The sequence below is a fragment of the Cupriavidus basilensis genome (assembly GCF_008801925.2).
In the GTDB taxonomy this organism is placed as follows: domain Bacteria; phylum Pseudomonadota; class Gammaproteobacteria; order Burkholderiales; family Burkholderiaceae; genus Cupriavidus; species Cupriavidus basilensis.
Genome location: NZ_CP062804.1, coordinates 581,052 through 605,321 on the forward strand (window position 1 = coordinate 581,052; position 24,270 = coordinate 605,321).

Here is a 24,270-nt window from a genome sequence, read left to right on the forward strand (position 1 = left end):
ATCAATCGTCTCGCGTCAGCACTTCCAGCAGCTCGATCTCGAAGACCAGGTTCGAGTTTGGCTTGATATGGGCGCCGACCTGCCGCTCGCCATAGGCAAGGTGGGCGGGGACATGGAGCTTGCGCTTGCCGCCGACTTTCATGCCCATCAGCCCCAGGTCCCAGCCTTTGATCACGCGCCCGGTGCCGATCACGCACTGGAAGGGCTTGCCGCGATCGTAGGAGGAGTCGAACCTGGTGCCGTCCTCCAGGTAGCCGCTGTACTGGGTGGTGATCAAGGCGCCTTTGACCACGGCCTTGCCGTCGCCGAGTTGCATGTCCTCAACCTGTAGTTCGTTGCTCATCCGCTGCTCTTTTTTCATGGTCATGGGTGCATTGACCGAGGAGGCAGAGTTTACATCCCGTGGCAGTGCCACCAGAAGGGTGCGGACGGATTTTTGCAATCGGGCCGACTATCGTTGCTCGGGAGGAAGCCCGCGAATGGCGGCTGAGAACTGCGCATGCGTGGCCGGGTCCACTGGCCGGTGCTTGGTTTTCGTGCTCGCCGGATCGTTGCCCAGGAAGTTGTTGTCCTTCCAGTCGCGCGACGGCCGGATCGGCCTTGGCATGAAGCCGCCCCCACAATTTGGGCAGACATTGCCCAGGACATCGTCCACGCATGACGCACAGAATGTGCATTCATAGCTACAGATGCGCGCTTCCAGCGACGCTGGCGGGAGCGCCTTGTTGCAGTGCTCGCAGCTTGGCCTGAGTTCCAGCATGTTCAGTCTCCTCCGCTCTGGCATGTCATATCAGTAAATTCCCTGCCATACTAATTACAAGGGAATATCGCAGCAATTCGAAAATATGACAGGTATGGTAAAAATCGTGCCATCCGAAGAGAAACGATCGGGGGCAACGATGAAGCGCATCTTCCTTGTGCTGCCGCCGCAGGTGCACATGCTGGATCTTGGCGGGCCGATGCAGGTGCTGGGCGCCGTGGCCGCGCTCGGGATCTCGCCACTGGCGCTTCACTGTGTCGGGCCGCTGCAGGCGCTGACAAGCTTTCAAGGCCTGGCCTTGAGCGGGATACAGGCCTTGCCGGCACGGCTGGCGCCCGGCGATGTGGTGATCGTGGTTGGTTTCAAGCTCGTGCTCAGCGCGCTGTCCACGCCGGAGCACCGGAAGATCGTTGACTGGCTCCAGGCCGTGGTGCAGCCCCGCCTTGGCGAGGTGACGCTGGCCAGCGTCTGCACCGGGGCATTCCTGCTTGGCGCGGCCGGCCTGCTCGATGGGCGCAGCTGCACGACCCACCATGAGCACCTGGCGCGGTTGCAGCAACGCCATCCGCACGCCCGGGTGCTGGCCGGCCGGGTGCTGGTCGAAGATGGCGCGCTGATCACCTCGGCCGGTGTGTCGGCGGGCATCGACCTCGCGCTGCACCTCATCCGGCACGCGTTCGGTGCCCCGGCCGCGATCCAGGTCGCGCGCGAGAACGTCGTGCCGTTCCGCAGGCTGGGCCAGGATCCGGCGCTCGGTGCGCAGCTGCGCTACCGCGATCATCATCATCCGGTCATCCACGCCGTGCAGGATTTCCTGACCAGGCAGCCAGCCTGCGAATTGTCGTACAGCGAGCTGGCCGGCCGCTTCGCGCTGAGCTATCGGCATCTGGCGCGGCTGTTCCAGCAGGAGTGCGGCGTCACGCTCAAGCAGTACCAGCAGCAATTGCGGCTGGATCTGGCACGCAGGTTGCTGAAGGACAGCGACTGGGCAGTCGAGATGGTTGCGCAGCGCTGCGGCTTTGCCAGCCCGCAGGCGTTGCGCGCCGCGTGGCGGCAGGAAGAGGCCGTGCCGCCGTCGCGCTGGCGGTCACAGGCTTGAACGCTTCAGCGGCGCCTAATGCGGGATCGCCGCATAGAGTGCCTTGACGGCGTTGGCGAATGCCGCCGGAGATTCGGCCGGCCGGCGCTGGGTCGAGCCGGCAGACGCGGCGTTGGCGCTGGTGGGCCGCGGCGCGGTGTCGGGGCTCGACGAGAACTTGACGATGGTCAGCGCCTTCTTCGGGTTGATGTAGATCTTCTGGCCAAAGCGCCCGCTTGCCTCGATCGATCCGTCGCCATCGTTGACCTGGTACCAGTAGTCGCGGTAGGCGTAGTTGGCTCTGCCGGCTGCCAGGTTCCCGGTGGCAAACAGCGCCTGGTTGTCATTGGGCTTCAGCGCGAGGCGAACGGCTTTGCCGGCGATGGCGCCCGGGTTCTCGCCTGAGCTGGCCTTGCGAATCGCTTCGGCAAAGCGGGCGGCATCGCGCAGCGTGCTGTTCATGCCGCCACTGGCCATTTCCGTGCCGAGCTGGTCGACCTGGATATAGGCATCGTCCTCGGCAAAGCGGGACCAGATGCGCTGCGCAACCAGCTCGCTCCACGATTGGCCGGTGATCCTGCGCAGCGCCCAGGCAAGTGCCTCCGGGGAACCGTTCTGGTAGTACCAGACATTGGTCCCGGCAGCTGGCTGCGGGACCTGGGCGGCCTTCAGGAAGTCGTAGATATTGTCGGGCGCGCCGTCGCGGCGCGCAATCAGGCCAACGGCGCCAAACAGGCCCAGATCGGGCGGCAGGCTTGCCGGGTAGCTGACGGCTACCTCCATGTCCAGGTTCTTCTGGATCGTGGCTTCGCCGAACGGGTTGCCGGCCAGCTCCGGCACGTAGCTGGCCAGTTTCGCATCGGGATCCAGCTTGCCTTCGTCGATCAGCATGGCGGCAAGCAAGCCGGTGATCGACTTGGTCATCGAAGCCCAGATATGAGGCTGCCGGGGACCAAAGGAATCGAAGTAGCGCTCGTAGATGACTTGTCCCTTGTGCAGGACGATAAAGCCGTCGGTGTACGTATCGTGCAGGTAGCTCGACAATTTGACCTGTTGCCCCTCGAGGTCGAACGTCACATCGTCAAGGCGCGCAACCGGCGCAGCCGGCAACGCGTGCGGCGACGCGGCGCGCGTGATGCCGGCGGTGGGCGAGGTCTCCCGCGCATGGCGGAACGCCCATCGCAGGTTGGGGAGCTGGAACGCGTTCGCCTTGGTCACGCGCTTGTCCGGCGCGGGTGGAAAGCCCTGCATGATGCCAAGCCTGACCGGGTCGGTGGTCTCGGCCGGGTTTGGCGTTTGCGCGCCAGCCAGGGGGGATGCGGATGCGAGTATCGCGGCGATGGCGATCGATGCGCCGTAACGCGCCGCGCTGGCGCCATGCCTGCTTCCAGGATGCATGCCTGTCTCCATGTTCTATCGTTTTATCGTTTGGCCTGAAGTGCTACCCGTTGTGTTCGCCAAGCGCGGGAACGTGATCGTCGCTTGCGGGTAGCCCGAGCGAAAACCTGACCGGGAAGTTCAGCGCGATGGCGTTCTCCGCGGGCACTTCGCGCACCATGTTTCGCGCCTTGACGTGCGGGTCAGCGAAAAGCTCCCGCGCGCTGAGCGCGGGAGAGAATGGCAGGTCGAAGGGCGCGAAGACTTCCGCCCATTGCGCGAGGGACCGCGACCGGAAGATCCCCTTGAGCAGGCCGTTTACTTCCGGCTTGTGCTGCTGGCGGCCGGGCCGCGACGTGAACCGGGCATCGCGCAGCGCTGGATAATCCGCACCGATTGCCTCGCACAGGTTGAGCCAGAACTTGTTTTCCAGGATGCCCATGGCGAGATGGCGGCCATCGCTGGTCTCGAAGAGATCGTTGTCCGGCATGACGGTTGGCGATTCGTGCGGGCGATCCTCGTACCCGCGCGCGGCCCAGGCGCCATGCGCGGTCCACGACAGGATGGCGTCATGGATCGACACATCCAGATGCTGGCCGCGTCCATGCTGCCGCGCGCTCATGACCGCCACGGCCAGCGCCAGCGCCGCATAGCCCGAGGCCGCGTAGTCGGAAACGCGCACGCGCGGCCGGGACACCTTGTCGTCCACCTGCACCGGCACGGACCAGTAACCTGCCAGCGCGAGATAGTTCAGGTCATGGCCGGCATGGTCTGCATACGGGCCGGTCTGGCCGAACCCGGACACGGAACACAGCACGATGGCCGGGTTCACTTGCGCAAGGGCGTCATAGCCCAGGCCGAGGCGCTGCATCACGCCGGGCCGGAAGCCTTCGACCACGGCGTCCGCCTCGGTCACCAGGTGCAGGAATGCCGCGCGGCCCTCGCCGGATTTCAGGTCGAGAGCGACGGATTGCTTGCCGCGATTGAACTGCGCGAACACGGCAGGCCCGAGCTGGCGGGCGGTGTCGCCCGTGCCGGGCTGTTCCACCTTGATCACCTCCGCGCCCAGCTGCATGAGCAGGGTCGTGGCGTGCGGGCCGGGCAGGAGCTGGCTGAGATCAATGATCTTGACGTCCTTCAGGCAGGACCACTCTGGCTTCATTGCCGGCTCCCGGTGCTTTAGCTGAAGTCGCCGTTCATGCCGATCGACTGGATCAGCTTGCCGTATCGGGCGGTATCCGCGGCCACCATGCCGTTGAACTGCGACGGCGAAGCACTGCGGCGCAATTCCCCCGCGTTGGCCTTCAACTGCGCATCCAGGCGCCCGCTGGCCTGCAACTCCGTGACCGCGGCAAAGAGCCGCTGGGTGAGTTCGGCGGGCAGGTGCGCGGGCGCGAACAGGCCGCTCCAGTTGTCCAGCACCAGGCCGGGGGGCAGGACCTCGGCAAGCGTTGGCACCTCAGGGAAATAGACGGAGCGTGTGGATGACGACACTGCCAGTGCCCGCACCTGGCCATTGCGCAGGTACTGGGTCGCGGTGCCCAGCACAGGCATGCCGAACTGGGTCTGGCCGCTGAGCATGGAGGTGATGATTTCCGTCGCGCCCTTGTAGGGGATGTGCACGGCATCGGTGCCCGTCTGATGCAGCAAGGCCTCCACCGCCAGATGCGCGATGCTGCCTTTGCCGCCCGAGCCGTAGTTGAGCTTGCCGGGCGCGCGCTTGAGCGCGGCGATCAGGTCACCGGCGGTCTTGTATGGCGCATCGGCAGGCACGATGAGCGCGGTGGGGCCGCCGGAAATCGCCGCGATGGCGGTGAAATCGTGCGCGGGATCGTACGGCATGTTCCGGTACAGATGCACGTTGATCACATGCGTGTTCGCGAGAATGCCCAGCGTGTAGCCGTCAGCGGCGGCGCGCTTCAAGGCGCTCGCGCCGATCACGCCGCCCGCGCCGGGCATGTTCTCCACCACCAGTGGCTGGCCAAGCTTGCGGCCCAGTTCGGCTGACAGCGTGCGTGCGATGTTATCCGGCGCGCTGCCCGCCAGGAACGGGACGATCAGGCGCACGGGACGATTGGGATAGGGCGCGGCGGCGCGCACCGGCGTGAGCATGCTGCTAAGTGCGGCAGCGCCCGCGGTGGCGAGCCAGGTTCGGCGTTTCATAGGGGTGTCTCCAGTTCTTGTTCTGCGCAGTTTGCCTGCGTCAGTCTGACCAGCCGCTGCCGGCTCAGGCTTTCGCCTGCATGGGTTCGAGAATCGCGCGGGCGATGGTATTGCGCTGGATCTCGCTGGTGCCGGTGAAAATCCGGAACATGCGCAGCTTGCGGAAAGCCTGCTCGACCGGATGTCCTCGCGTCACGCCCACATTGCCGTGGATCTGTACGGCTTTATCGGCTACCTCGAAACAGCGCTCGGAGATGAACAGCTTGCATGCCGCGGCCTTCACCCGAAGATCCGCGCCACTGTCCGCCAGCGCGGCGGTTTGCGCGATCATGCTCTCGCAAGCCCACAGCGCGGCGGCCATGTCCGCCAGCATGTGCTGGATAGCCTGGAAGCGCGCAATGGGCCCGCCGAACTGGCGGCGCTGGCCGGCGTACTCCAGCGAGGACGCGTAGGCCTTGGTAGCCAGGCCCAGCATGGTGGGGCAGTGCAGCAGCCGGTTGACGTTGATGCGCGACATGCCGAGCTTGAAGCCGTTGCCTAAGCCGCCAAAGATATTGGCGCGCGGCACCCGCACATTGACGAACTCGATGTCCCCATCGATATGCTGGCCCGACATCGGCACGTACTCGGTGCTGACCTTGACGCCGGGCAGGTCCAGGTCGATCAGCACGGCCGTGATGGCCGGCGGCGAAGCGGTGGCATCGGTGACGCACATGACGATGCCAAAGTCGGCAAACGGCGCGCCGCTGATGTAGTGCTTGCGGCCGTTGATGACGAGGTCATCGCCGTCCACCACGGCCGTGGTGGAGATGCTCTGGGCATCCGAGCCGGAATGCGGCTCGGTCAGGGCGAAGCACGTGGATTTCTCGCCCCGGATGACCGGCTGGAAGTAGCGCGCAAGCTGGTCCGGCGTGGCGTACTTGAGCATGTTGCCCACACGCGGCGGGCCGCCCAGGTCGCCCAGCACGTGCGGCGCCAGCACCGCGCCGCTGGCGGCAAGGTCCGCCTTCAGCGCGCATTGCTCGGCGATGTTCAGCCCCTTGCCGCCGAGCTCCACGGGCAGGCAGGCGGCATAGAGCCCCAGCTCGCTGGAGCGGCGCCACACGCCGCGCAGCACATCGCGCGGCCAGGCATCTTCGGACCCCAGGCCGAGCTCGCGCTCCAGCGGCAGCAGTTCCTCATGGATGTAGCGCTGAATGCTGTCGCGGGTCTCGACCAGCACGGGATTGGTCAGGTTGTCGAACATGGTGGTTCTCCTTAATTCACGCGACGGGATACGCCTTGCCAGTAAGGCTCGCGCACCAGTTTGCGAGCGAGCTTCCCGCTCGCGTTCTTAGGCAGCTCGGTGACGAAGTCGATGGTTCGCGGCGACTTGTAATCGGCAATGCGCGCGCGGCAGTGCGCGATGAGGTCTTCCGCGGTGCCTTGCCGGCCGGGCCGCAGGGCAACGACGGCCTTGACGCTTTCGCCCCAGGTGTCGTCGGGCACGCTGATCACGCAGGCTTCCATCACGTCTGGATGCTGGTAAAGCGCGGCCTCGACCTCGGTCGGATACACATTGAAGCCGCCGGAGATGATCATGTCTTTCTTGCGGTCGACCAGGTAGATGTAGCCTTCTTCATCCACCCGGGCCAGGTCGCCGGTGCGCAGCCATCCGTCCACCAGCACTTCACGCGTCAGTTCCGGCTCGCCCCAGTACCCGTGGAAGACATCCTCGCCGCGGATCACCAGTTCGCCGATGTCGTCGCCGGCCACTTCGCGGCCCTGCTCGTCGACCACGCGCACCTCCGTTTCGCCAAGCGCCCGTCCGCACGACGCCAGCCGCTCGGGCCGGTGCGCCAATGCGTGGGCATGATCGGCGGTGGACAGGCGGGTCACGCCCGAGGTGGACTCGCTCGCGCCATAGCCTTGCGACAGGATGGGGCCGATGCGCTCCCACGCCTCGCGGATGCGCGCGGGCGCCATCGGCGCGGCGCCGTAGGCCAGGGTCTTGAGGCTGCTCAGGTCCGCGCTGGCCAGGCTTGGCTCGGTCAGCAGCATATTGATCATGGCCGGCACCATGAACACATGGGTGAGCCGCAGCCTGGCCACCTCCGCCAGGAAATGCGCGGGCTCGAACTTGTCGAACAGCACCAGCGTTGCGCCGGTGTACAGATACGGCTGCATCAGCATGCCGGAGGCGTGGGTGATGGGCCCGATCAGCGCCAGGCGGTCACCGGGCCGTGCCGGGTTGTCCATGCTCAGCAGCATCTTGCGCAGCGCAGCCAGGCGGTTGCCGTAGCTCTGCATGGCGGCCTTGATCTTGCCCGTGGAACCCGAGGAAAAATGCAGGACGGCGAGGTCGTCGGGCTGCGGCGTGATGTCGAGCGGCGCCGGACTCGCGCCTGCGAGCAGGGCCTCGTAGTCGCCGTAGCCGTCGGCGGGTTTGCCGATCGCGATGAACGTTTCCACTGAGGCAAAGCCAGCGGTTTGCGGCGAGTAGCTGCTATAGCCCGGTCCGGCAAACAGGATGCGCGGCGTGCAGTTCTCGGCCACATCCGATGCCTCCGCCGCCGTGAAGCGCGGATTGAGCGCGGCCTTGACCAGCCCGGCCTTGTACAGGGCGCACTCGATCTCGACCAGCTCGGGTCGGTTGCGCGACTGAATCGCCACGCGATCGCCCCGGGTGAGGCCCAGGGCCAGCAGCGCATTGGCGAGGCGGTTCGAGCGCTCGTCCAGTTCGCGATAGGTCAGCACGCGGTCGTTGTAAAGCACGGCGGCGTGATCCCCCCAATAGCGCGCCGCGCGGCGCAGGAAGAAAGCGAATCCCATGGGTTGTCTCCTTGATGGTTCTTCGCCGTAGTCTGTAAGATGCAGGGCATCACTACAATGCTGTACCGGCTATAAAGACATAACCAACGGGAATGTCGCGATGGAGACGAGAGATCTTGAATACGTGCTGGCCGTGGATGCGCACGGCGGCATCGGCCGCGCCGCGGAGTCGCTGGGCATCAGCCAGCCGGCCCTGACCAAGGCGGTGCAGCGCGTGGAAGCGCAGATCGGCCTGCCCTTGTTCGAACGCACGGCCCACGGCATGACCCCGACGCAGGCGGGCATGCAATTCATGGTGCGGGCGCGCCGCATGCGGCTGGAGTTCGACGACGCGCTCAAGGAGATGCAAGGCATCCGCACGGGCGAGCAGGGCATGTTGCGCCTGGGCTATTCGCCTTCGATCCCCAATGCCCTGGTGCTGGACGCCTGCCGTCAGTTGCTGCGGGAGCGGCCCGTTGCCCGCTTGCGGCTGCGCCGGCTGCTGGCGCGGGACCTCATGGAGTTGCTGCTGGCGGGCGAGCTGGACCTTGCCATTGCCCCCACGCCGAGGGAGCGCGCCAGCGAGTTCGCGGTGGAAGAACTGTTCGACGACCGGCTGGTGGTGGTGGCCGATGAAGCGCACCCGCTGCAGCGCCGCCGCAAGCTGACCCTTGCGGATCTGGTGGGCCAGGACTGGCTGCTGCCCGGGCCGCATATCATCTTGCGCCAGCAGGTTGACGCGGCGTTCCGCAAGCAGGGGCTGGCCGCCCCGAACCTGCGCATCGAGACCGATTTTGGCAGCGCCTCGCTCTTCGACCTGATGCGCGGCACGCGGATGCTGAGCATATCGGGCACGAACTCCAATGCGATGATGACCGGGCTGCGCCCGCTTGACCTGGGGCTTGAAGAGCTGGACCTGCGCCGCCGCGTGGGCGTGATCACCCGGGCCGGCGCTTATCTCTCGCCGCTCGCGCAGCGCATGACGGCGCTGGTGCGCGAGCAAGGCGCCTGACCTGCCCGGCTATGCGCCACTGTCTGGGGCCAGCGGGGCCACCGGCGTGAAAGGGGCGCGGAAATGATCGACCAGGAAATCGATGAACGCGCGCGCCCGCGCGGTCTGGTCGCGCTGGCCCGGATAGTAGACGAACAGGTCGGCCGGAGGCAGGGCGGCGCCGGGCAGCACCAGCCGCAAGCGCCCGCTCTCCAGGTACTTGGCCAGATCCCACTCGGAGCGCATCAGGATCCCATGCCCGTCCAGCGCCCAGCCCAGGACGATGTCGCCATCGTTGCTCGACAGCGTGCCATGTACCCTGACCATCTCGCCTTGGCTTCCTGCTATGAAGCGCCATATGCCATGTGCGTCGTCGTTCTGGCGATGGATGATGCAGCGGTGATTGGCCAACTCGGCCAGGCTCGCCGGGGTGCCATGCCGCTCAAGGTAGGCGGGTGACGCGCACAGGAAGCGCCGGTTCGACATGATGCGGCGCGCGTTGAGGCGGCCATCCGGCAGGGCGCCGAAGCGTATTGCCAGGTCGAAGCCGCTCTCCACGAGATCGATTGCCTTGTCGGTGACTTCGAACTGCACCTCCACGAACGGGTAGCGCCTGGCAAATTCGGAGACGAGCGGGGCGATGGTCGTCCGGCCGAAGCCGAGCGTGGCGTTGATGCGAAGCAGCCCGCGCGGCTCGGCACGGCTGCTGGAAATGGCATCCTCCATCTCGCGCAGATGGGCAAGGATCTGCGTGGCATGCGCAAGGTAAATCTCGCCCTCGCGCGTCAGGCTGGTGCTGCGGGTGGTGCGGTTCACCAGCCGCGCGCCAAGCCGTTCTTCCATTAGCGCGAGCCGCTTGGTGGCTGCCGGTGGCGTCAGGTTCAGCGCCCGCGCGGCGGCCGAGAGATTGCCGTGTCTCGCAATCAGCACAAAGAACTCCAGGTCCGAGGTGATATCGGTTTTCACTGATGGAGAAGAGTGATGGGTATCCCGGTGGATTCTAAGCCGGTTTTTGCCGCCAGGAGCCGCACCAGTATTAACCATAAGTGAATAGTGAAATGCGTTCTGGCGAAACTCAGCCATGCGCCGCCTCGCTACGCTGGAGCCTTCCTACCACTCAGCGCACGCACCGCGTGCCACGCTCCAGGAGACGCTCCAATGAACATCGTGGAAATTCGCGAGAAGACGGTGCCCATCAGCTCGCCGATCCGCAACGCCTATATCGACTTCAGCAAGATGACGCTGAGCCTCGTCGCCGTGGTGACCGACGTCATCCGCGATGGCAAGCCCGTCATCGGCTATGGCTTCAATTCCAATGGCCGTTATGGGCAGGGGCTGCTGATGCGCGAGCGGTTCATCCCGCGCGTGCTCGAGGCGGACCCCGCAACCCTCATCGACGACAACGGCACCAACCTCGATCCCCACAAGATCTGGGCGGCAATGTTTACCAACGAGAAACCGGGCGGCCACGGCGAGCGCTCGGTGGCGATCGGCACCATCGACATGGCGGTGTGGGATGCGGTGGCAAAGATCGAGGGCAAGCCGCTGTTCCAGTTGCTGGCCGAGCGCTACGGCGACGGCAAGCCGCAGCGCAAGATCTTCGTCTACGCGGCGGGCGGCTACTATTACCCGGGCCAGGACCACGGCAAGCTCAAGGATGAGATGCGCAGCTATATTGATCGCGGCTATACGGTGGTCAAGAAGAAGATCGGCGGCGCCTCGCTCGACGAGGACCTGCGCCGCATCGACTCGATTCTCAGCGTGCTGCAGGATGGCCAGAAACTCGCCGTGGATGCCAACGGGCGCTTCGACCTGGACACCGCGATACGGTATGCGAAAGCCCTCTCGCAATACGATCTGTTCTGGTACGAGGAGCCGGGCGATCCGCTCGATTTCGAGCTGCAGGCCACGCTGCGCAACTACTACGACAAGCCGATGGCAACGGGCGAGGACCTGTTCTCCATGCAGGACGCGCGCAACCTGATCCGCTATGGCGGCATGCGTCCCGACCGGGACTGGCTGCAGTTCGACTGCGCGCTGAGCTACGGCCTGGTGGAGTACCTGCGCACGCTGGACATGTTGTCTGGGCACGGCTGGTCGCGCACGCGCTGCATTCCGCATGGCGGCCACCAGATGTCGCTCAATATCGCGGCCGGGCTTGGCCTTGGCGGCAACGAGTCCTATCCGGACCTGTTCCAGCCCTACGGCGGCTTTCCCGATGGCGTGAAGGTCGATAACGGCTACATCACCATGCCGGACTTGCCGGGCATCGGCTTCGAAGGCAAGGCCGACCTGTATCGCGCCATGCAGGCACTGGCGGGCTGATGACAGTCCATAGGCCGGCTTGCCGGCCTATGTTGCGTACAGAGTACAAATCCTTGGGAAATTTCTGACTGTCGTTGAGTTGGCATCCTGCTTTGTGATAAAAAGCGAATCATTCTCATTTTCATTAGCATTATTATTTGAGAATGACTTGGCGCTTCGCACCACACTGCAGCCCAGGTTTCCGCCAGACCCAACCTTCCCAAGGACGTTTCCGCCGATGTTCAATCACCGCCGCTTGCCGCTGCGCGCCGCCGCATGCCAGGCAATGCCCCGCCTTTCGCCCACTGCCAGCGCTGTCTTTGGCCTGACCGTCGCGTTCGCCACGCTGCCGGCCGCCAGCCTCGCGCAGACCGCCACGCCGGCGGCCACGCAAGCCGATACCACCTTGCCCGTGGCCACCGTCATGGCCGAGCGGCTGACCGAGCCGGCCAAGGTGGAGAGGATTGGTGGTGGAGCGCTGGGCGAGCGCAAGCCTGTCGACACGCCGTTCTCGGTGGTGGCGGCAAGCAGCGAAGAGATCCAGGACCGCATGGCGCAGACCGCCAGTGACGTGTTCAAGTACGATCCCGCGGTGTCCATCCTGGGCGAGAACGGCCGTACCGAAAACTCCTATTTCGCCGTGCGTGGCATGGCCATCGACCTGCTCAACGGCACCAAGGTGGACGGCCAGAACTTCGTTTCCTGGAACACCGACCTGCCGCTGGAACCGTTCGAGCAGGTAGAACTGCTCAAGGGCTTGTCGGGCTTCATGTACGGCTTTGGCAGCCCCGGCGGCATCATCAACTATGTGGTCAAGCGCCCCACCGACGAGCCATTGCGCCAGTTCACCGTGGGCTACCAGGCCAACAACGTGTGGAGCGAGAAGATCGACCTGGGCGGGCGCTTCGGGCCGGACCAGCGCTTTGGCTATCGCCTCAACGCGGCCCATGAAGAAGGCCGCACGGCCGATCCGGGCGTGCAGCTGCGTCGCGAGGTGGTATCGCTGGCCACGGATTTCCGCGTTACGCCGGACCTGACATGGAGCGCCGACGTGATGTACTGGAAGCGCAAGACCAACGGCACCCTGTTTGGCCTGGGGTTCGACGCCAGCCTGCCGGTCGCCGATGCCAGCAAGGTCTCGCGCCGCTTCGTCCAGCCCTACAGTTTCCACGAGACCGAGACCACCACGGTGGGCACCGGCGTGGACTACCGCATCAACGACAAGTGGAAGGCCAGCTTCAAGTACCGCTTCGCGCGCGAGAGCCGCTTCAGCGGGGACAGCTACATCTTTGTCAACGATGCCGCCGGCAACTTCTCCGACACCCAGTACAACTGGAAGTCGGCGTTTTACTACCAGGCCTATGACGGCATGGTGCAGGGCAGGTTTTCCACCGGCAGCATCCAGCACGACGTGGTGTTCGGCGTGGGCTACCAGTCCCAGGTGCGCGTCAACGATGCAGGCGTTGGCGCCAACGATGGCATCTTCCTGGGCGAGAACAATCTCTACAATCCCACGCTGCTGGCCAACCAGGCTTCCGGCCTGGTGTACCAGCCGTACCGCGACTACAAGATCACGCAGAAAGCCGTCTACGCCAGCGACACCATCCAGCTCACCCAGCGCTTCTCGGTCTTGGCCGGCCTGCGCTACACCGATTTCAGCCAGGACAATTTCGACAGTTCGGCCAATGTCACGGCGAGCTACGGCGCCAAGCCGGTCACTCCCACCGTGGCCCTGATGTTCAAGACCGACAATGATTCCACCGCTTACGTCAGCTATGTGGAGTCGCTTGAGCAAGGCGGCTCGGCCAGCAACACCAACGCCAACTTCCCGCAGACCTATGGCCCGCTCAAGAGCAAGCAGTATGAGGTTGGCTACAAGACCGAGCGCCGCGACTGGGGTGCCAACGTAGCGCTGTTCCGCGTCGACCGCGGCTACGAGTACACCAACACGGCCAACGTCTTCGTGCAGGACGGCACCCAGCGCTACACCGGCCTGGACACCAGCGGCTGGCTGCGCGTGGCGCGCGACTGGCGGGTGATGGGCGGCGTGCTGTGGCTCGACACCAAGGCCACCGGCATCGACGATCCCGCGGTCAACGGCAAGCGCATCTATGCCACCCCCAGCTACATCGTCAGCGGCCGCGTGGAGTACGACGCGCCCTTCCTGCGCGGCCTGACGCTGGCGGCCGGCGCCAAGGTCACCGGCGCCATGTGGGTGAATGCGGCCAATACCCAGTACGTGCCGTCGTACACCACCGCGGACTTGAGCGCCAGGTACACCACGCGCTATGCCGGCAAGACGGTGACGTTGCGGGCCGCGGTCAACAATGTGTTCGATCGTCGCTACTGGACTACCACCTACGGCGGCTTTGTGTTGCCGAGTGCGGCGCGCACATTCCTGGCGAATGCCACCGTGCAGTTCTAAGGGGATGGGGGCGCGGCGCATGCCGTGCGACGTCGCCCTTGCCTCTACCGCCCGCTTGCCCTGTCAGGCTCGCCGCGCGCCTGCTGGATGCGCTTCAGCTTGCCCTGCAGCTGCACGATGCGGGTCTCCCACAGGCCGATGGCGCAGTTCATGTCGACCTGCCCGCCTCGCGCGCAATCCGTTGCCAGGCGGTCATCCCGCCAGCGGATCCAGCGCCGCTCGTCGTCCCTCACCTGGATGAATTCGGCGCTGTTCAGGAAGAAACGCAGATTTTCGTAGATGATCCCCAGCCGTCCATCCGCGTCGCCAAGCCGGCGGTCATTGCAGATCAGTTTCTCCGGCCCGGTCCTGGCGTTGCCGCAATTGAAGCTCGGCGGCAGCATCGCCGCTCCGGCGTTGTACGTCCCCGCCCCCGCGTTGTACGGCGCCGCCGCGCGCGGGGGCGCCGTATCGATCTGCGCCACGCGCGTCTTCAAGGCGTTCAGGTCGCGCTCCAGGGCGTCCAGCCTGCGCTCGTGTTCGTTGATCACGGTCAGGATCCGCTGCATGCTGTCCTCGACCTGGTCGCGCAATTGCTTCGTGTCGGCCGCGCTCAGGCGCTGGGTCTGCAATTGGCGCAGCGCCGCCAGCTGTACGTCGGCGGCATGGAGTTGCTCGCGCAGCTCCGCCTGCTTTGCCGCGCTGTTCTCGGCGCTGGCGGCCAGGCTGGCCTCCAGCTGCTTTTCGAGTGTCTTCAGTTCTTGCTCATTGGCCTTGGCTTCGGTGATGCCGAGCGCGTCGAGCCCGAAGCCGATGGCTTCGTGGACCGCGTATTCCCGCAACTGATGCACCAGCCATTCGCCGGTGCGCAGCAGCGTGCCCACGACCCGCCCCGAGGGCGCGGCATGTGCCACCGGTGCCACGGCGCACAGGGCAAGCAAGGCGATGACTGTCGCCCGTGCGGCATGCCGCGCAAGTTGCGAGCGCCGGCCGGGCGGTCGTGTTCGTGCGCCGCCGCCCGGCGCCATCAGGGAGGTAGGCATGATTGAGCACTCGCTGTTGCCGCACCGTTGTCGCCGGCACAGAACCGGGCGACCGCCGCGCCGATCGACTCGGCCATCATCTGCCGGTACGCCGGATCGCCAAGCCGGGTTTCCTCGGCGCGGTTGACGATCACCCCGGCTTCGAACAGCACCGCCGGCATCTTCGTGGTAGCCAGGACCTTGAGTGCATCGAACCTGTAGATGCCCAGGTCCGGGTCGACCAGTTCCCTGTTCTCGCCTTCAATCTGTTCGGCATGGTGCAGGGTGGGACGCAGGCACCGCTTGTGCAGCTCGGACCCCAGCACGCGCGCGAACCGCAGGCTTTCGTCTGGCTGCTGGTTTTGGCCGGAGTAAAAGATCGAGTAGCCGCTGAAGTCGTCGCTGTAACGCTGCGGCTTGGCCTCATGGGTCCATGCGGATAGATAACGCGGCTGGACCGAGTCGTGATGGAGCGACAGGAACAGATCCGCCCCGCGGCGATTCGCCAGCTCGGAGCGGTCTGTCAGCGAGATATCCGCGCCGCGCTCGTTGGTCAGGATGACGTTGGTGAACCCCATGCCCGCCAGCACCGGCACCAGCGCTGCCGCGAGGCGCGTGTTGAACTCGAACTCGGGCACGCCGCGCGCGCTCGTTGCGCCCGGGTGGCTGGCTGTATGTCCCGCATCAATGGCAATCACGAAGCGGCTCCTGTCGCACTGTTGCGATGCCGGGCTTGCCGGGAGCGACAACGCCAACGCCAGGCCGGCGAACACCAGCCGGGCCAATCGCACCGGAGTCAGAGACTGCATAGCTTGCATAGGCGCTAAAACCCGCGCTAAAACCTGCGCTAAATCGATAGGCCCACGATTCTATCGGGTTGCCGTCGGCCTACGCCATCAACAGCAATGCCGCGCCACAGCCCACCAGCGCCACCGCCCACACCCGGTCCAGGTTGATCCAGCCGGTGCGCAGGAAACCCACGCCGATGCGGTCGTACACCAGCAGCGCCACGGTGCCGATGGCAAGCAGCATGGCCAGCGTGTGCAGCCCGAGCGCCAGCAGCGCCGGCATGAGCGGTCCGCCTGCCGCCGGTGCGCCGGCGGCGCGGCACAACGGCAGCAGCACCGGCACCAGCATCAGCCCCGCGCCGTGCGTGCCCGCCATCAGGAACGACCATAGCGCCAGCCCGGCCATGCCGGCCTGCATGCCGACGCGGGGGCGCTGGCGATGGCCGCGCAGCGCATGCCAGGCAGCCCAGCCGATCAGCACCGCGCCGCCGGCGCGCGCCAGCCATTGGGGATCTAGCAGGCTGCCAAGCGTGAGCGTGGCGGCCAGCACCAGGGCCACCGCAATGGCGTGGCCGAGCGCGATCGGCAGCAGTGCTAGCAGCACCACCTTGCGCCGCCCGCGATGCAGCCCTAGCGCCACGGCAAACAGCCAGCCCATGGCAGGATTGATGCCGTGGAACAGGCCCAGCGCGGCAATGGCCAGCCACGGCCACCAGAGCGGCCACAGGGCGGACCACTGCGTGGCGAACTGCGTGCCCAGCGGCACGCCTGTGGTGGCGAACATGGCAGGGGCGCAATGGCGTTATGCGGCTATGGGAAGCAATACGAATCCGACGAGCAATCCCCGCCTTCCAGCCTGACCTGGTGCGGGCGATGGCCCGCCGGCCAGCGCAGGAAGAACCGTGGGTCGAAGCGGATGCCGCCTTCGGGTGCGGCGTCGAGCTTGACCATCCAGCCCTCGATGCCCTCCGGGTAGAACTGCGCATCGACCGCGCCATAAAGCGAGTTGGTGAAGTAGATGCGCCGCCCGTCGCGGCTGACCTCCACCATTTGCGGGCCGCCGTTGAGCGCGGCGCCACCTGCGCCCGGATGCGTGGCGTGCGAGACGATGCCGCCGATGCGCACGCAGCCGGTCTGCCTGGGCGCGAACGGGTCGGAGACGTCGTACTGCAGCAGGTCGCCGGTGCCCCAGCAGGACACGTAGAGGAAGCGGTCGTCCATCGACAGGTCGATATCGCTGACCAGCGGCGGCACCGCCTTGAAGCCCTTGAGGATGGGTGGCAGCAGGTCGGGGTCCGCAGCCTCGGCTGGAATATCGATGATCTTGCGGATCGCCCATTTGCCTTCGTCCCGATACCAGACCCAGATGGATGAGGACAGGTCCTTCAGGCTGATCACGCAGTTGACGAAACCGTACGCCTTGGTGGGGTCGTGCGCGGGACGCAGCTCGAACACGAGCTGGTATTCCTCGCCGAAGTCGATCTCCTGCAGGTGCTTGCGCTTGGTCATGTCCCAGAAATGCAGCCGCCTGCCGTAGCGCGAGCCGAGCAGGATCTCCGGCACCAGGCCATCCTCGATCATGTCCGGCGTGCCCCATTCGCTGGTCACCAGGGTGTCAAAGCCAAGGTGCCACCAGCCGTCATAGGCAAAATGCTGCGGGCCGCGCTCCACTTCCCATTGCCCGAGCGGGTCGAAGCCCTGCTGGTCCAGCAGCATGATGCCGCCCGGCCCCTTGCCCTCTGCGTTACCCAGTGCGGTCACGTAGATGCCGCCGGGGCCGCAATGCACGGTATGCGGGCGCGAGTAACCGGTGCGCTCGGCCAGCTCGCCCGGCTCGATGATCTTGGTAATGGCAGGCCGCAGCGGATCGGGCTTGGTGTCGATGATGTAGATGCGCGACGAGCGCAGGCCCGGCACCACCAGGTAGCGCCGCTCCATATGCGGGTGCGGGGCGTTCGGGCACAGGCAGGACGAGCAGGCGTTCCAGCCGAAGTGATGCAGTTCGTCGCCCGCGTTGGGCACCATGACCTGGCCGACGATGGTGCCGTAGGCCTTGGAGGCGGGATCGACGTCGACTACGGCAATGCCGTCAGGCTGGGTACGCGTGGGATCGAACATCGCCACATAGGCGAGTGCTTCGGGCGGCGCCTTTGCTGCCAGGCGCGGGGAGGGGTAAAAGCTCGGATCGGGCTTCCAGGTCGCCATGGTGCATCTCCTTGCGCCGCCACTGGCTTTGAACTATAGGACACATGGCGGCGGACGTCGGATGTCTGGCGCCGGCTCAGGCACGCATCCATGGTTGCACCCGGGCACTACGCCTGTCTGCCGGCCAGGGACGCGGCGGGGCCGGCCCGGTAGCTATACGCCAGCGCCAGCAGGATGAGGATCGGCACGGCAAGGCACCAGTACGACGCCTGCACATAGGCATACGCGCCCGACACGGCGCCGGCCGCGAATGCGGCGATGGCGGGGACCATCTTGCGCAGCCGGTTCTTCGCCGCGGCCACCTTGTCGGCCGAGGCGCTGCGCAGCTCGACCAGGTCGATGATGACCTGCGTGCTGTTGCCCGTCATGATGGTGGTCGGCACATGGTCGGTCAGCACGATCCGGGATTGCGCGTTCTGGATCGCCATGGCGGCTACCCCCAGCATCCCGGTTGCAATGGCCGATGGCATGTCGGGCGAGGCCATGGGCGAGGCCAAGCAGCCCGCCAGCATGAAGGCGGCAAGCAACAAGCCTTGCGTGACCAGCAGCGGCGGCAGCGGTGGCCTGCCGCGCGCCTGCATGGCATCGACGGCGATCTTCGTCGCCGCCACCGATAGCGCGAACACCGGCAGCGCCAGCAGCTTGGCCAGCACGCCACCGGTCGCGTGCGCGAGCGCCACCCCGAGCATGACAAAGTTGCCGGTGACGTGCGCGGTGAACAGGCCGAACAAGGCGATAAAGCCGACCACATCGACGTAGCCCGCAACCAGGCTGAGCATGGCCCCCTTGAACACCTGGCTGGCGATTGCCTGCGGTTGCGTGGGCGGCGAGGACTGTGCCGAGGACTGTGGCGAGGACTGTGGCGTGGTCGGCATGGCGGGGTTCATGTTTGTGAAGAGGAGGGCGCTCGCCCGTAGTACAGCATAGGACGTGCGTGCCCGTCCAATTGCAAATTTTCTTGATTTTTCCTGAACCCGGCCCATAATGCAAACGTTTGCAAAAAACGGAAACCAGAGATGAATATGGAGACGACACTTGCCCCGAGGCTCGGCCGTGGCCTGGCCGTGGTGGACGACGAACACACGCTGAGCCAACTGGTCAAGGAGGCGATGCGCGATACCACCAACCCGCGCCTGCGGGAGATCGTCGACGCGCTGGTCGATCATCTGCACGCATTCCTGCGGCAGGTGCGGCCCAGTGACGAGGAGTTCGAGTTCGGGCTGCGCTTTGTCGCGGCGCTGGGCCATGCGACCAACGCAACCAACAACGAGGTCGTGCTGGCGGCCGATGTACTCGGCTTGTCAACGCTGGTGACGCTGATGAACAACGGCATCACCGATGGCCGCACGCCGGGCGCCCTGCTGGGCCCGTTCTATCGCGGCGGCGCGCCGTCTTACGCGTGCGGGGATTGCGTGGTGCAAGGCGAGACGCCGGGGCTGCCATTGTTTGTGAGGGGGCAAGTGCGCAACACCGCCGGCGAGCCCCTGGCCGGCGCGCTGGTGGAAGCGTGGCAGGCTTCGCCGGTTGGCCTCTACGACAACCAGGACCCCTCGCAACCGGACAAGAACCTGCGCGGCGCCTTTCGGGCCGATGCGCAAGGCCGCTTCCATTTCCGCACGGTGCGCCCGGCGGGCTATCCCGTGCCGACGGGCGGCCCCGTCGGCCAGCTGCTGGCCGAACAGAACCGCCATCCGTACCGCCCGGCGCACATTCATTTCATCGCCGCGGCACCGGGTTATCGCACGCTTGTCACGCAGGTGTTCGCCGACGATTCCGAGCATCTGGAGTCGGACGTGACCTTTGGCGTGCACCGCGAACTGGTGGGCCATTTCCGGCGTGTGGACGAAGGCACCAGCCCTTGGGGCGGCTTCCCGGCGCCGTTCTACACGCTGGATTTCAATTTTGTGCTGGAGCCGGGCGAGCAGACCTTCCCGACGCCGCCGATCGACTGATTACCGAACACGGACGAACTGACGATGACCATTCAACAACAAGGCTCGACCCCGCAACTTGCCGGCAAGGTTGCCGTGATCCTCGGCGGCACCGGCGGCATCGGCATGGCGACGGCGCGCAAGCTCGCCGCCCTGGGGGCCAGCGTGGTGCTGGTCAGCCGCGACGCGCAGACTGCCGCGCGGGCGGTGGCTGAATTGCCGCCGGGCAACCACCATGCGGCCGTGGCACAGATCAGCGACACCGCCTCGCTCGTGCGCCTGGCCGATGACGTGCAGCGCAAGTACGGCCGCATCGACATGCTGGTCAACAGCGCGGGCTTCACCAAGGCGATAGCGCATGCCGACCTCGACGCGCTGGACGATGCGCTGATCGATGAGATGTTCGCCGTGAACTGGCGCGGCCAGTTCGCCGCGATCCGCGCCATGGCGCCGCACCTGAAGGCAACGGGCGAGGGGCTGGTGGTCAACGTGGGGTCCATCGCGGGGCGCACCGGCATGGGCAGCAACGTGGCGTACTGCGCGGTGAAGGCAGGGCTCGACATGATGGCCGTATCGCTGGGCCGGGCGCTGGCGCCGGAGATCCGCGTGCTCAACGTATCGCCCGGCGTGGTTGACACCGATTTCGTGCCCGGGCGCGACAGCGCCTTCAACGAGCGCGCGGCCAGGACCACGCCGCTCAAGCGCATCGGCAAGCCGGATGACGTCGCCGATGCCATCGTGGCCTGTGCCACGTCGCTGCGCTTTTCCACCGGCACCACCATCGTGGTCGACGGCGGGCGCCAGCTTGGCTGATCCCGCCTCCCACACATTGTTCCAGGCAGCAAGACACCAACACGTTCACCATGCATAGCAGAAAGACCATCATTACCTGCGCCGTCACCGGCAATATCGTTACCCCGGCGCAACATCCCGGCCTGCCGGTGACGCCGGCGCAGATCGCCACGGCGGCGCTGGAGGCGGCCGAGGCGGGCGCGGCCGCAGCCCACATCCATGTGCGCGACCCCGAGACCGGGCGCCCATCGATGGCGCTCGAGTACTACGCCGAGGTGATCGAGCTGATCCGCAAGCGCAACAAGGCACTCATCATCAACCTGACCACCGGCCCGGGCGGGCGCTTCGTGCCGGGCGAGGACGAACCCCGCAACGCCGGCCCGGGCACCACGCTGGTCCGCCCGGAAGTGCGCGTCGCGCATATCGCCGCGCTGCGCCCCGATGTGTGTTCACTGGACCTCAACACCATGAATTCCGGTGCGGACGTGGTCATCAACACGCCCCGGAACGTGCGCAAGATGGCGGCCATCATCCGCGAGGCGGGCGTCATGCCGGAGCTTGAAATCTTCGACTCCGGCGACCTCCACATGGCGCGCGACTTCATCCAGGAAGGCGTGCTGGACGGCCCCGGCCTGTGGACCTTCGTGCTCGGCGTGAAATACGGTTTCGCGGCCACGCCGGAGACCTTGTTCTACGCGCGCAATATGCTGCCGCCGGGCGCGCACTGGTCCGCCTTCGGCGTTGGCCGGGCGGAGTTCCCGATCGTGGCGCAGGCGTGGCTGGCGGGCGGGCATGTCCGGGTTGGCCTGGAGGACAACATCTACTTGGAAAAGGGCGTGCTCGCGCCGGATAACGCAGCGCTGGTCGCCAAGGCGCGCGACATCATCAAATCGCTGGGCGGCGCGCTGGCGTCGCCACACGAGGCCCGGGCCACGCTCGGCCTGCGGGCGGCATGAACGAACAGGCCAGCACATACACAAGCACATACACATACACATACACATACATCACATCATCATGAACACTATCCGCGTCTCCCAGAAGGCAGCGAACATCGACGCGCTGCAACTCGAGTTCGTCGGCATTCCCAAGCCCGTGCCCGGCTCCGGCCAATGCGTCATCGAAGTCGCCAGCGCGGGCGTCAACCCGAGCGATGTCAAGGCCACGCTGGGTTTGATGCCGCACGCCGTATGGCCGCGTGTCCCCGGCCGCGACTACGCCGGCGTGGTGGTGGACGGCCCCGCGCACCTGCTGGGCAAGGAAGTCTGGGGCAGCGGCGGCGAGCTTGGCATTCGCCGCGATGGCACGCACAGCCGCTATCTGACGCTCGACGTTGCCGCGGTGCGCGAGAAGCCCGCCAATGTGACTTTGCAAGAAGCCGGCGCGGTTGGCGTGCCGTTTGTCACCGCCTATGAGGGCCTGCGCCGCGCTGGCCTGCCGAAGGCCGGCAGCGTGGTGCTGGTGTGCGGCGGCAACGGCAAGGTTGGCCAGGCTACCATCCAGATTGCCACCGCGCTGGGCGCGCGCGTCTTCGCCGTGGAACGCGAGGCCGGGCCGTTTCGCGGCCACGCCAGCAGCACCGTGCGCATGCTGGACGCCAGCCGCGACAACATCGCCGAAGTGGTGCGCAACGAGACCGACGGGCACGGCGCGGATATCGTCTACAACACGGTCGGCAGCCCATACTTCGAGCAAGCCAACAAGGCCATGGCGATCGGTGCCGCGCAGATCTTCATCTCGACCATCGACCGCGCCGTGCCGTTCGACATCTTCGCCTTCTACCGCGGGCAGCATACGTATGTGGGCATCGACACACTAGCCATGGACAGCATCGCTTGCGCGGCGGTCTTCGATCAGCTCGGCCCCATGTTCGCGGCCGGGCAGCTCAGGCCCTTCCCGGTGCACGCGGACTACACCTTCGCGCTGGCGCGCGCCGCCGAGGCTTACCGCGCGGTGCTGCAAGGCGCCCCGGAACGTGTGGTGCTGATGCCATGAACACGACCCGGTTCGCCGCCGCGCCGGCCTATTTCCCGCCCGGCCACGAGGGCATGGGCTGCCTGCGCCTGCAGGGGTTTGAGGCCGGGCCGTCGGCGTCGCTCTGGCTCGGTGTCTCGGTGATCCTGCCGGGCGGCCATACCGGGCTGGATGCCTCGCCCATGGAAAAGCACTATGTGGTGCTGGAGGGGGAAGTCACCATCAGCAACGGGGAGCAGGTCGCGCGTCTGTCGCAGTACGACTCGGTCTGCCTGGCGCCGGGTGAAGCCCGCAAGGTGGAGAATCCCGGCAACCGTCCCGCCATGCTGCTGCTGGCCATGCCGTATCCGCCTTGAACTTTTACTTTGCTTGCAAACGTTTGCAAATGCTTCAAATTGACCAGACGGACGCGCCACGCCGCGAATCCGCAATAGGGGAAGAGAGATATGGGAAATGCCTGGAGGCATAGGAGGCACCGGTTGCATGGGTGGCAGGAGACAACAAAGGACAGCGCGGCGAGCCCCGCGCCTCGGCACCGGTGGCCGGGCCTGATGGCTGGCGCCGGGGCGCTCGCCGTGGTGGCGGTGTGCGGGCCCGCTCATGCGCAATCCACGGTAACGGTCTATGGGCGGCTCAACACCAGCATCGAGTATTCGCGCGCCAGCACCGCCACCGACGGCGCCGTGCTGGGCGGCACCGGACGGCTGACCAATAACCGGTCGGTCTTCGGCTTGCGGGGCGAAGAGGGCCTTGGCGGCTCTCTCAAGGCAATCTGGCAGATCGAGAGCAACCTGTCGATCGATAACGGGGCCGGGCAGATTGCGGGACGAAACTCTCGCATTGGTTTGAGCGGTGACTACGGTACGTTTTTCATGGGGCACTGGACCACGCCCTACACCGAAGCCACCATGGAATACGACCCCTATTACCCGACCACCGCCGGGTATATGGCGCTGATCAGCAACGGCTCGGCATCGAGCACCAACAACATCCAGGACACGCACTCCTTCGATCGCCGCGAGCAGAACATCGTGCAATACCGCAGCCCGGAATGGAGAGGCTTGCGCGCGGGGGTGGGCTGGGGCGTGCCCGAGGAAAAGCTCACCACGCCGCGCAACCCGGCGCTCTACTCGTTCGCCACCACCTATGACCGCGGGCCGCTCAACGTGGCGCTGGCCTACGAGATACACCAGCACTACCAGACGGCGGGCCGCAACGACGATGCCATCAAGGTGGGCGTGTCCTACCAGTTCGCCAGCACCAAGGTCTCCGCCCTGTATGAGCGGCTGCACTACCGCACCGCCACGGGTGACCTGACGCGCAACGGGTACTACACCTCGGTGGTGCAAAAGCTCGGGCCCGGCAGCATCAGGCTGGGTTTCGCGCTAGCCAGCAACGGCGCCGGCAATGCCACCGAGACGGTGGGGTTTTTTCGCAGCGGCGCGCAGACCGGCGCCACCCAGTTCACGGTCGGCTATGACTACCCGCTGTCAAAGCGCACCGCGCTCTTTACCTACTACAGCCGCATCAACAACAGGAAAAACGCTATCTACGACTTCGCCATCAACAGCCTCGGCGTTTCGGCAGGCGCCGATCCGCAAACCTTTGCGCTAGGCATGCGCCACAACTTCTAACCCTCGAACCTGACCATCGCGCCGCCCAGCCCCGGCCGGACCACGATCCGGCCGGAC

The 24,270-nt window shown here is 65.9% G+C and carries 23 protein-coding genes; 10 read left to right on the plus strand and 13 right to left on the minus strand.

Annotation, left to right across the window (positions count from 1 at the left end; all coding sequences use genetic code 11):
- Position 1: 1 nt before the first annotated feature.
- Both F7R26_RS23590 and F7R26_RS23595 read right to left on the minus strand, forming a co-directional pair.
- Positions 2 to 343, minus strand: coding sequence for an FKBP-type peptidyl-prolyl cis-trans isomerase (locus tag F7R26_RS23590; RefSeq protein WP_150984937.1), 342 nt, complete (start codon positions 341 to 343; stop codon positions 2 to 4).
- Between the two features lie 108 nt (positions 344 to 451).
- On the minus strand, positions 452 to 760 hold the full coding sequence (locus tag F7R26_RS23595) for a DUF1272 domain-containing protein (protein WP_150984938.1): 309 nt from the start codon (positions 758 to 760) through the stop codon (positions 452 to 454).
- 139 nt (positions 761 to 899) lie between these two features.
- Between F7R26_RS23595 and F7R26_RS23600 the strand changes: the two genes are divergently transcribed.
- Complete coding sequence (locus F7R26_RS23600) at positions 900 to 1,859, plus strand: GlxA family transcriptional regulator (protein ID WP_150984939.1); 960 nt, start codon at positions 900 to 902, stop codon at positions 1,857 to 1,859.
- 15 nt (positions 1,860 to 1,874) lie between these two features.
- Here the strand turns inward: F7R26_RS23600 and F7R26_RS23605 are convergent, their stop codons facing one another.
- The 5 genes from F7R26_RS23605 to F7R26_RS23625 form a co-directional block, all read right to left on the minus strand.
- On the minus strand, positions 1,875 to 3,236 hold the full coding sequence (locus F7R26_RS23605) for a serine hydrolase domain-containing protein (protein WP_150984940.1): 1,362 nt from the start codon (positions 3,234 to 3,236) through the stop codon (positions 1,875 to 1,877).
- A 43-nt stretch (positions 3,237 to 3,279) separates the two neighbouring features.
- A complete protein-coding gene (locus F7R26_RS23610) occupies positions 3,280 to 4,377 on the minus strand; it encodes a CaiB/BaiF CoA transferase family protein (protein ID WP_150984941.1) in 1,098 nt (365 codons plus the stop codon).
- Positions 4,378 to 4,394: 17 nt separating this feature from the next.
- On the minus strand, positions 4,395 to 5,378 hold the full coding sequence (locus F7R26_RS23615) for a Bug family tripartite tricarboxylate transporter substrate binding protein (protein WP_150984942.1): 984 nt from the start codon (positions 5,376 to 5,378) through the stop codon (positions 4,395 to 4,397).
- A 64-nt stretch (positions 5,379 to 5,442) separates the two neighbouring features.
- Complete coding sequence (locus F7R26_RS23620; protein ID WP_150984943.1) at positions 5,443 to 6,624, minus strand: acyl-CoA dehydrogenase family protein; 1,182 nt, start codon at positions 6,622 to 6,624, stop codon at positions 5,443 to 5,445.
- 11 nt (positions 6,625 to 6,635) lie between these two features.
- Positions 6,636 to 8,189 carry an AMP-binding protein gene (locus tag F7R26_RS23625; protein ID WP_150984944.1) on the minus strand — a complete coding sequence of 518 codons (1,554 nt, stop codon included), beginning with the start codon at positions 8,187 to 8,189 and terminating at the stop codon, positions 6,636 to 6,638.
- A 100-nt stretch (positions 8,190 to 8,289) separates the two neighbouring features.
- Here F7R26_RS23625 and F7R26_RS23630 point away from each other — a divergent pair, with 100 nt between their 5' ends.
- Positions 8,290 to 9,180 (plus strand): LysR family transcriptional regulator, encoded by an 891-nt coding sequence (locus F7R26_RS23630; protein ID WP_150984945.1) that lies wholly within the window; start codon positions 8,290 to 8,292, stop codon positions 9,178 to 9,180.
- A 9-nt stretch (positions 9,181 to 9,189) separates the two neighbouring features.
- On the opposite strand, the gene F7R26_RS23635 is transcribed toward F7R26_RS23630, so the two are convergent.
- Entirely contained in the window at positions 9,190 to 10,125 is a 936-nt protein-coding gene (locus F7R26_RS23635; protein ID WP_150984946.1) for a LysR substrate-binding domain-containing protein, read from the minus strand.
- Between the two features lie 192 nt (positions 10,126 to 10,317).
- Between F7R26_RS23635 and F7R26_RS23640 the strand changes: the two genes are divergently transcribed.
- Together F7R26_RS23640 and F7R26_RS23645 are read left to right on the plus strand one after the other, a co-directional pair.
- On the plus strand, positions 10,318 to 11,484 hold the full coding sequence (locus tag F7R26_RS23640; protein WP_150984947.1) for a mandelate racemase/muconate lactonizing enzyme family protein: 1,167 nt from the start codon (positions 10,318 to 10,320) through the stop codon (positions 11,482 to 11,484).
- Between the two features lie 217 nt (positions 11,485 to 11,701).
- Positions 11,702 to 13,888, plus strand: coding sequence for a TonB-dependent siderophore receptor (locus tag F7R26_RS23645; RefSeq protein WP_150984948.1), 2,187 nt, complete (start codon positions 11,702 to 11,704; stop codon positions 13,886 to 13,888).
- 44 nt (positions 13,889 to 13,932) lie between these two features.
- On the opposite strand, the gene F7R26_RS23650 is transcribed toward F7R26_RS23645, so the two are convergent.
- From F7R26_RS23650 to F7R26_RS23670, 5 genes are all read right to left on the minus strand, one after another.
- Positions 13,933 to 14,910 carry a lysozyme inhibitor LprI family protein gene (locus tag F7R26_RS23650; protein WP_150984949.1) on the minus strand — a complete coding sequence of 326 codons (978 nt, stop codon included), beginning with the start codon at positions 14,908 to 14,910 and terminating at the stop codon, positions 13,933 to 13,935.
- Positions 14,895 to 15,587 (minus strand): N-acetylmuramoyl-L-alanine amidase family protein, encoded by a 693-nt coding sequence (locus F7R26_RS23655; RefSeq protein ID WP_170301804.1) that lies wholly within the window; start codon positions 15,585 to 15,587, stop codon positions 14,895 to 14,897. The genes F7R26_RS23650 and F7R26_RS23655 overlap by 16 nt, the downstream gene beginning before the upstream one ends.
- A 190-nt stretch (positions 15,588 to 15,777) precedes the next feature.
- A complete protein-coding gene (locus F7R26_RS23660) occupies positions 15,778 to 16,461 on the minus strand; it encodes a hypothetical protein (protein ID WP_150984951.1) in 684 nt (227 codons plus the stop codon).
- A 26-nt stretch (positions 16,462 to 16,487) separates the two neighbouring features.
- Positions 16,488 to 17,882, minus strand: a complete 1,395-nt coding sequence (locus F7R26_RS23665; protein ID WP_150984952.1) for a selenium-binding protein SBP56-related protein — start codon at positions 17,880 to 17,882, stop codon at positions 16,488 to 16,490.
- Positions 17,883 to 17,989: 107 nt separating this feature from the next.
- Positions 17,990 to 18,757, minus strand: coding sequence for a YoaK family protein (locus tag F7R26_RS23670; protein ID WP_241754702.1), 768 nt, complete (start codon positions 18,755 to 18,757; stop codon positions 17,990 to 17,992).
- Between the two features lie 147 nt (positions 18,758 to 18,904).
- Between F7R26_RS23670 and F7R26_RS23675 the strand changes: the two genes are divergently transcribed.
- The 6 genes from F7R26_RS23675 (at position 18,905) to F7R26_RS23700 (ending at position 24,213) form a co-directional block, all read left to right on the plus strand.
- The gene (locus F7R26_RS23675; RefSeq protein ID WP_150985084.1) at positions 18,905 to 19,834 is read left to right on the plus strand and encodes a dioxygenase family protein; all 930 of its coding nucleotides are present in this window, start codon (positions 18,905 to 18,907) and stop codon (positions 19,832 to 19,834) included.
- Between the two features lie 24 nt (positions 19,835 to 19,858).
- Entirely contained in the window at positions 19,859 to 20,626 is a 768-nt protein-coding gene (locus F7R26_RS23680; protein WP_150984953.1) for an SDR family NAD(P)-dependent oxidoreductase, read from the plus strand.
- A gap of 50 nt (positions 20,627 to 20,676) precedes the next feature.
- Positions 20,677 to 21,561, plus strand: a complete 885-nt coding sequence (locus tag F7R26_RS23685) for a beta-keto acid cleavage family enzyme (RefSeq protein ID WP_150984954.1) — start codon at positions 20,677 to 20,679, stop codon at positions 21,559 to 21,561.
- A gap of 61 nt (positions 21,562 to 21,622) precedes the next feature.
- On the plus strand, positions 21,623 to 22,600 hold the full coding sequence (locus tag F7R26_RS23690) for a quinone oxidoreductase family protein (RefSeq protein ID WP_150984955.1): 978 nt from the start codon (positions 21,623 to 21,625) through the stop codon (positions 22,598 to 22,600).
- Positions 22,597 to 22,935: a cupin domain-containing protein gene (locus F7R26_RS23695; protein WP_150984956.1), complete on the plus strand. Its 339-nt coding sequence runs from the start codon at positions 22,597 to 22,599 to the stop codon at positions 22,933 to 22,935. Before F7R26_RS23690 ends, F7R26_RS23695 begins: the two co-directional genes overlap by 4 nt.
- A gap of 195 nt (positions 22,936 to 23,130) precedes the next feature.
- Entirely contained in the window at positions 23,131 to 24,213 is a 1,083-nt protein-coding gene (locus F7R26_RS23700) for a porin (protein ID WP_150984957.1), read from the plus strand.
- Positions 24,214 to 24,270: the final 57 nt, after the last annotated feature.

What these genes read in the sequence shown, in the direction of transcription:
- F7R26_RS23670 (WP_241754702.1), bottom strand. Translation starts at nt 18,757, where the DNA reads ATGCCGACCACGCCACAGTCCTCGCCACAGTCCTCGGCACAGTCCTCG.
- F7R26_RS23630 (WP_150984945.1), top strand. Translation starts at nt 8,290, where the DNA reads ATGGAGACGAGAGATCTTGAATACGTGCTGGCCGTGGATGCGCACGGC.
- F7R26_RS23650 (WP_150984949.1), bottom strand. Translation starts at nt 14,910, where the DNA reads ATGCCTACCTCCCTGATGGCGCCGGGCGGCGGCGCACGAACACGACCG.
- F7R26_RS23665 (WP_150984952.1), bottom strand. Translation starts at nt 17,882, where the DNA reads ATGGCGACCTGGAAGCCCGATCCGAGCTTTTACCCCTCCCCGCGCCTG.
- F7R26_RS23685 (WP_150984954.1), top strand. Translation starts at nt 20,677, where the DNA reads ATGCATAGCAGAAAGACCATCATTACCTGCGCCGTCACCGGCAATATC.
- F7R26_RS23605 (WP_150984940.1), bottom strand. Translation starts at nt 3,236, where the DNA reads ATGCATCCTGGAAGCAGGCATGGCGCCAGCGCGGCGCGTTACGGCGCA.
- F7R26_RS23675 (WP_150985084.1), top strand. Translation starts at nt 18,905, where the DNA reads ATGGAGACGACACTTGCCCCGAGGCTCGGCCGTGGCCTGGCCGTGGTG.
- F7R26_RS23680 (WP_150984953.1), top strand. Translation starts at nt 19,859, where the DNA reads ATGACCATTCAACAACAAGGCTCGACCCCGCAACTTGCCGGCAAGGTT.
- F7R26_RS23590 (WP_150984937.1), bottom strand. Translation starts at nt 343, where the DNA reads ATGAGCAACGAACTACAGGTTGAGGACATGCAACTCGGCGACGGCAAG.
- F7R26_RS23700 (WP_150984957.1), top strand. Translation starts at nt 23,131, where the DNA reads ATGGCTGGCGCCGGGGCGCTCGCCGTGGTGGCGGTGTGCGGGCCCGCT.
- F7R26_RS23695 (WP_150984956.1), top strand. Translation starts at nt 22,597, where the DNA reads ATGAACACGACCCGGTTCGCCGCCGCGCCGGCCTATTTCCCGCCCGGC.
- F7R26_RS23620 (WP_150984943.1), bottom strand. Translation starts at nt 6,624, where the DNA reads ATGTTCGACAACCTGACCAATCCCGTGCTGGTCGAGACCCGCGACAGC.
- F7R26_RS23600 (WP_150984939.1), top strand. Translation starts at nt 900, where the DNA reads ATGAAGCGCATCTTCCTTGTGCTGCCGCCGCAGGTGCACATGCTGGAT.
- F7R26_RS23640 (WP_150984947.1), top strand. Translation starts at nt 10,318, where the DNA reads ATGAACATCGTGGAAATTCGCGAGAAGACGGTGCCCATCAGCTCGCCG.
- F7R26_RS23615 (WP_150984942.1), bottom strand. Translation starts at nt 5,378, where the DNA reads ATGAAACGCCGAACCTGGCTCGCCACCGCGGGCGCTGCCGCACTTAGC.
- F7R26_RS23610 (WP_150984941.1), bottom strand. Translation starts at nt 4,377, where the DNA reads ATGAAGCCAGAGTGGTCCTGCCTGAAGGACGTCAAGATCATTGATCTC.
- F7R26_RS23625 (WP_150984944.1), bottom strand. Translation starts at nt 8,189, where the DNA reads ATGGGATTCGCTTTCTTCCTGCGCCGCGCGGCGCGCTATTGGGGGGAT.
- F7R26_RS23595 (WP_150984938.1), bottom strand. Translation starts at nt 760, where the DNA reads ATGCTGGAACTCAGGCCAAGCTGCGAGCACTGCAACAAGGCGCTCCCG.
- F7R26_RS23645 (WP_150984948.1), top strand. Translation starts at nt 11,702, where the DNA reads ATGTTCAATCACCGCCGCTTGCCGCTGCGCGCCGCCGCATGCCAGGCA.
- F7R26_RS23690 (WP_150984955.1), top strand. Translation starts at nt 21,623, where the DNA reads ATGAACACTATCCGCGTCTCCCAGAAGGCAGCGAACATCGACGCGCTG.
- F7R26_RS23660 (WP_150984951.1), bottom strand. Translation starts at nt 16,461, where the DNA reads ATGTTCGCCACCACAGGCGTGCCGCTGGGCACGCAGTTCGCCACGCAG.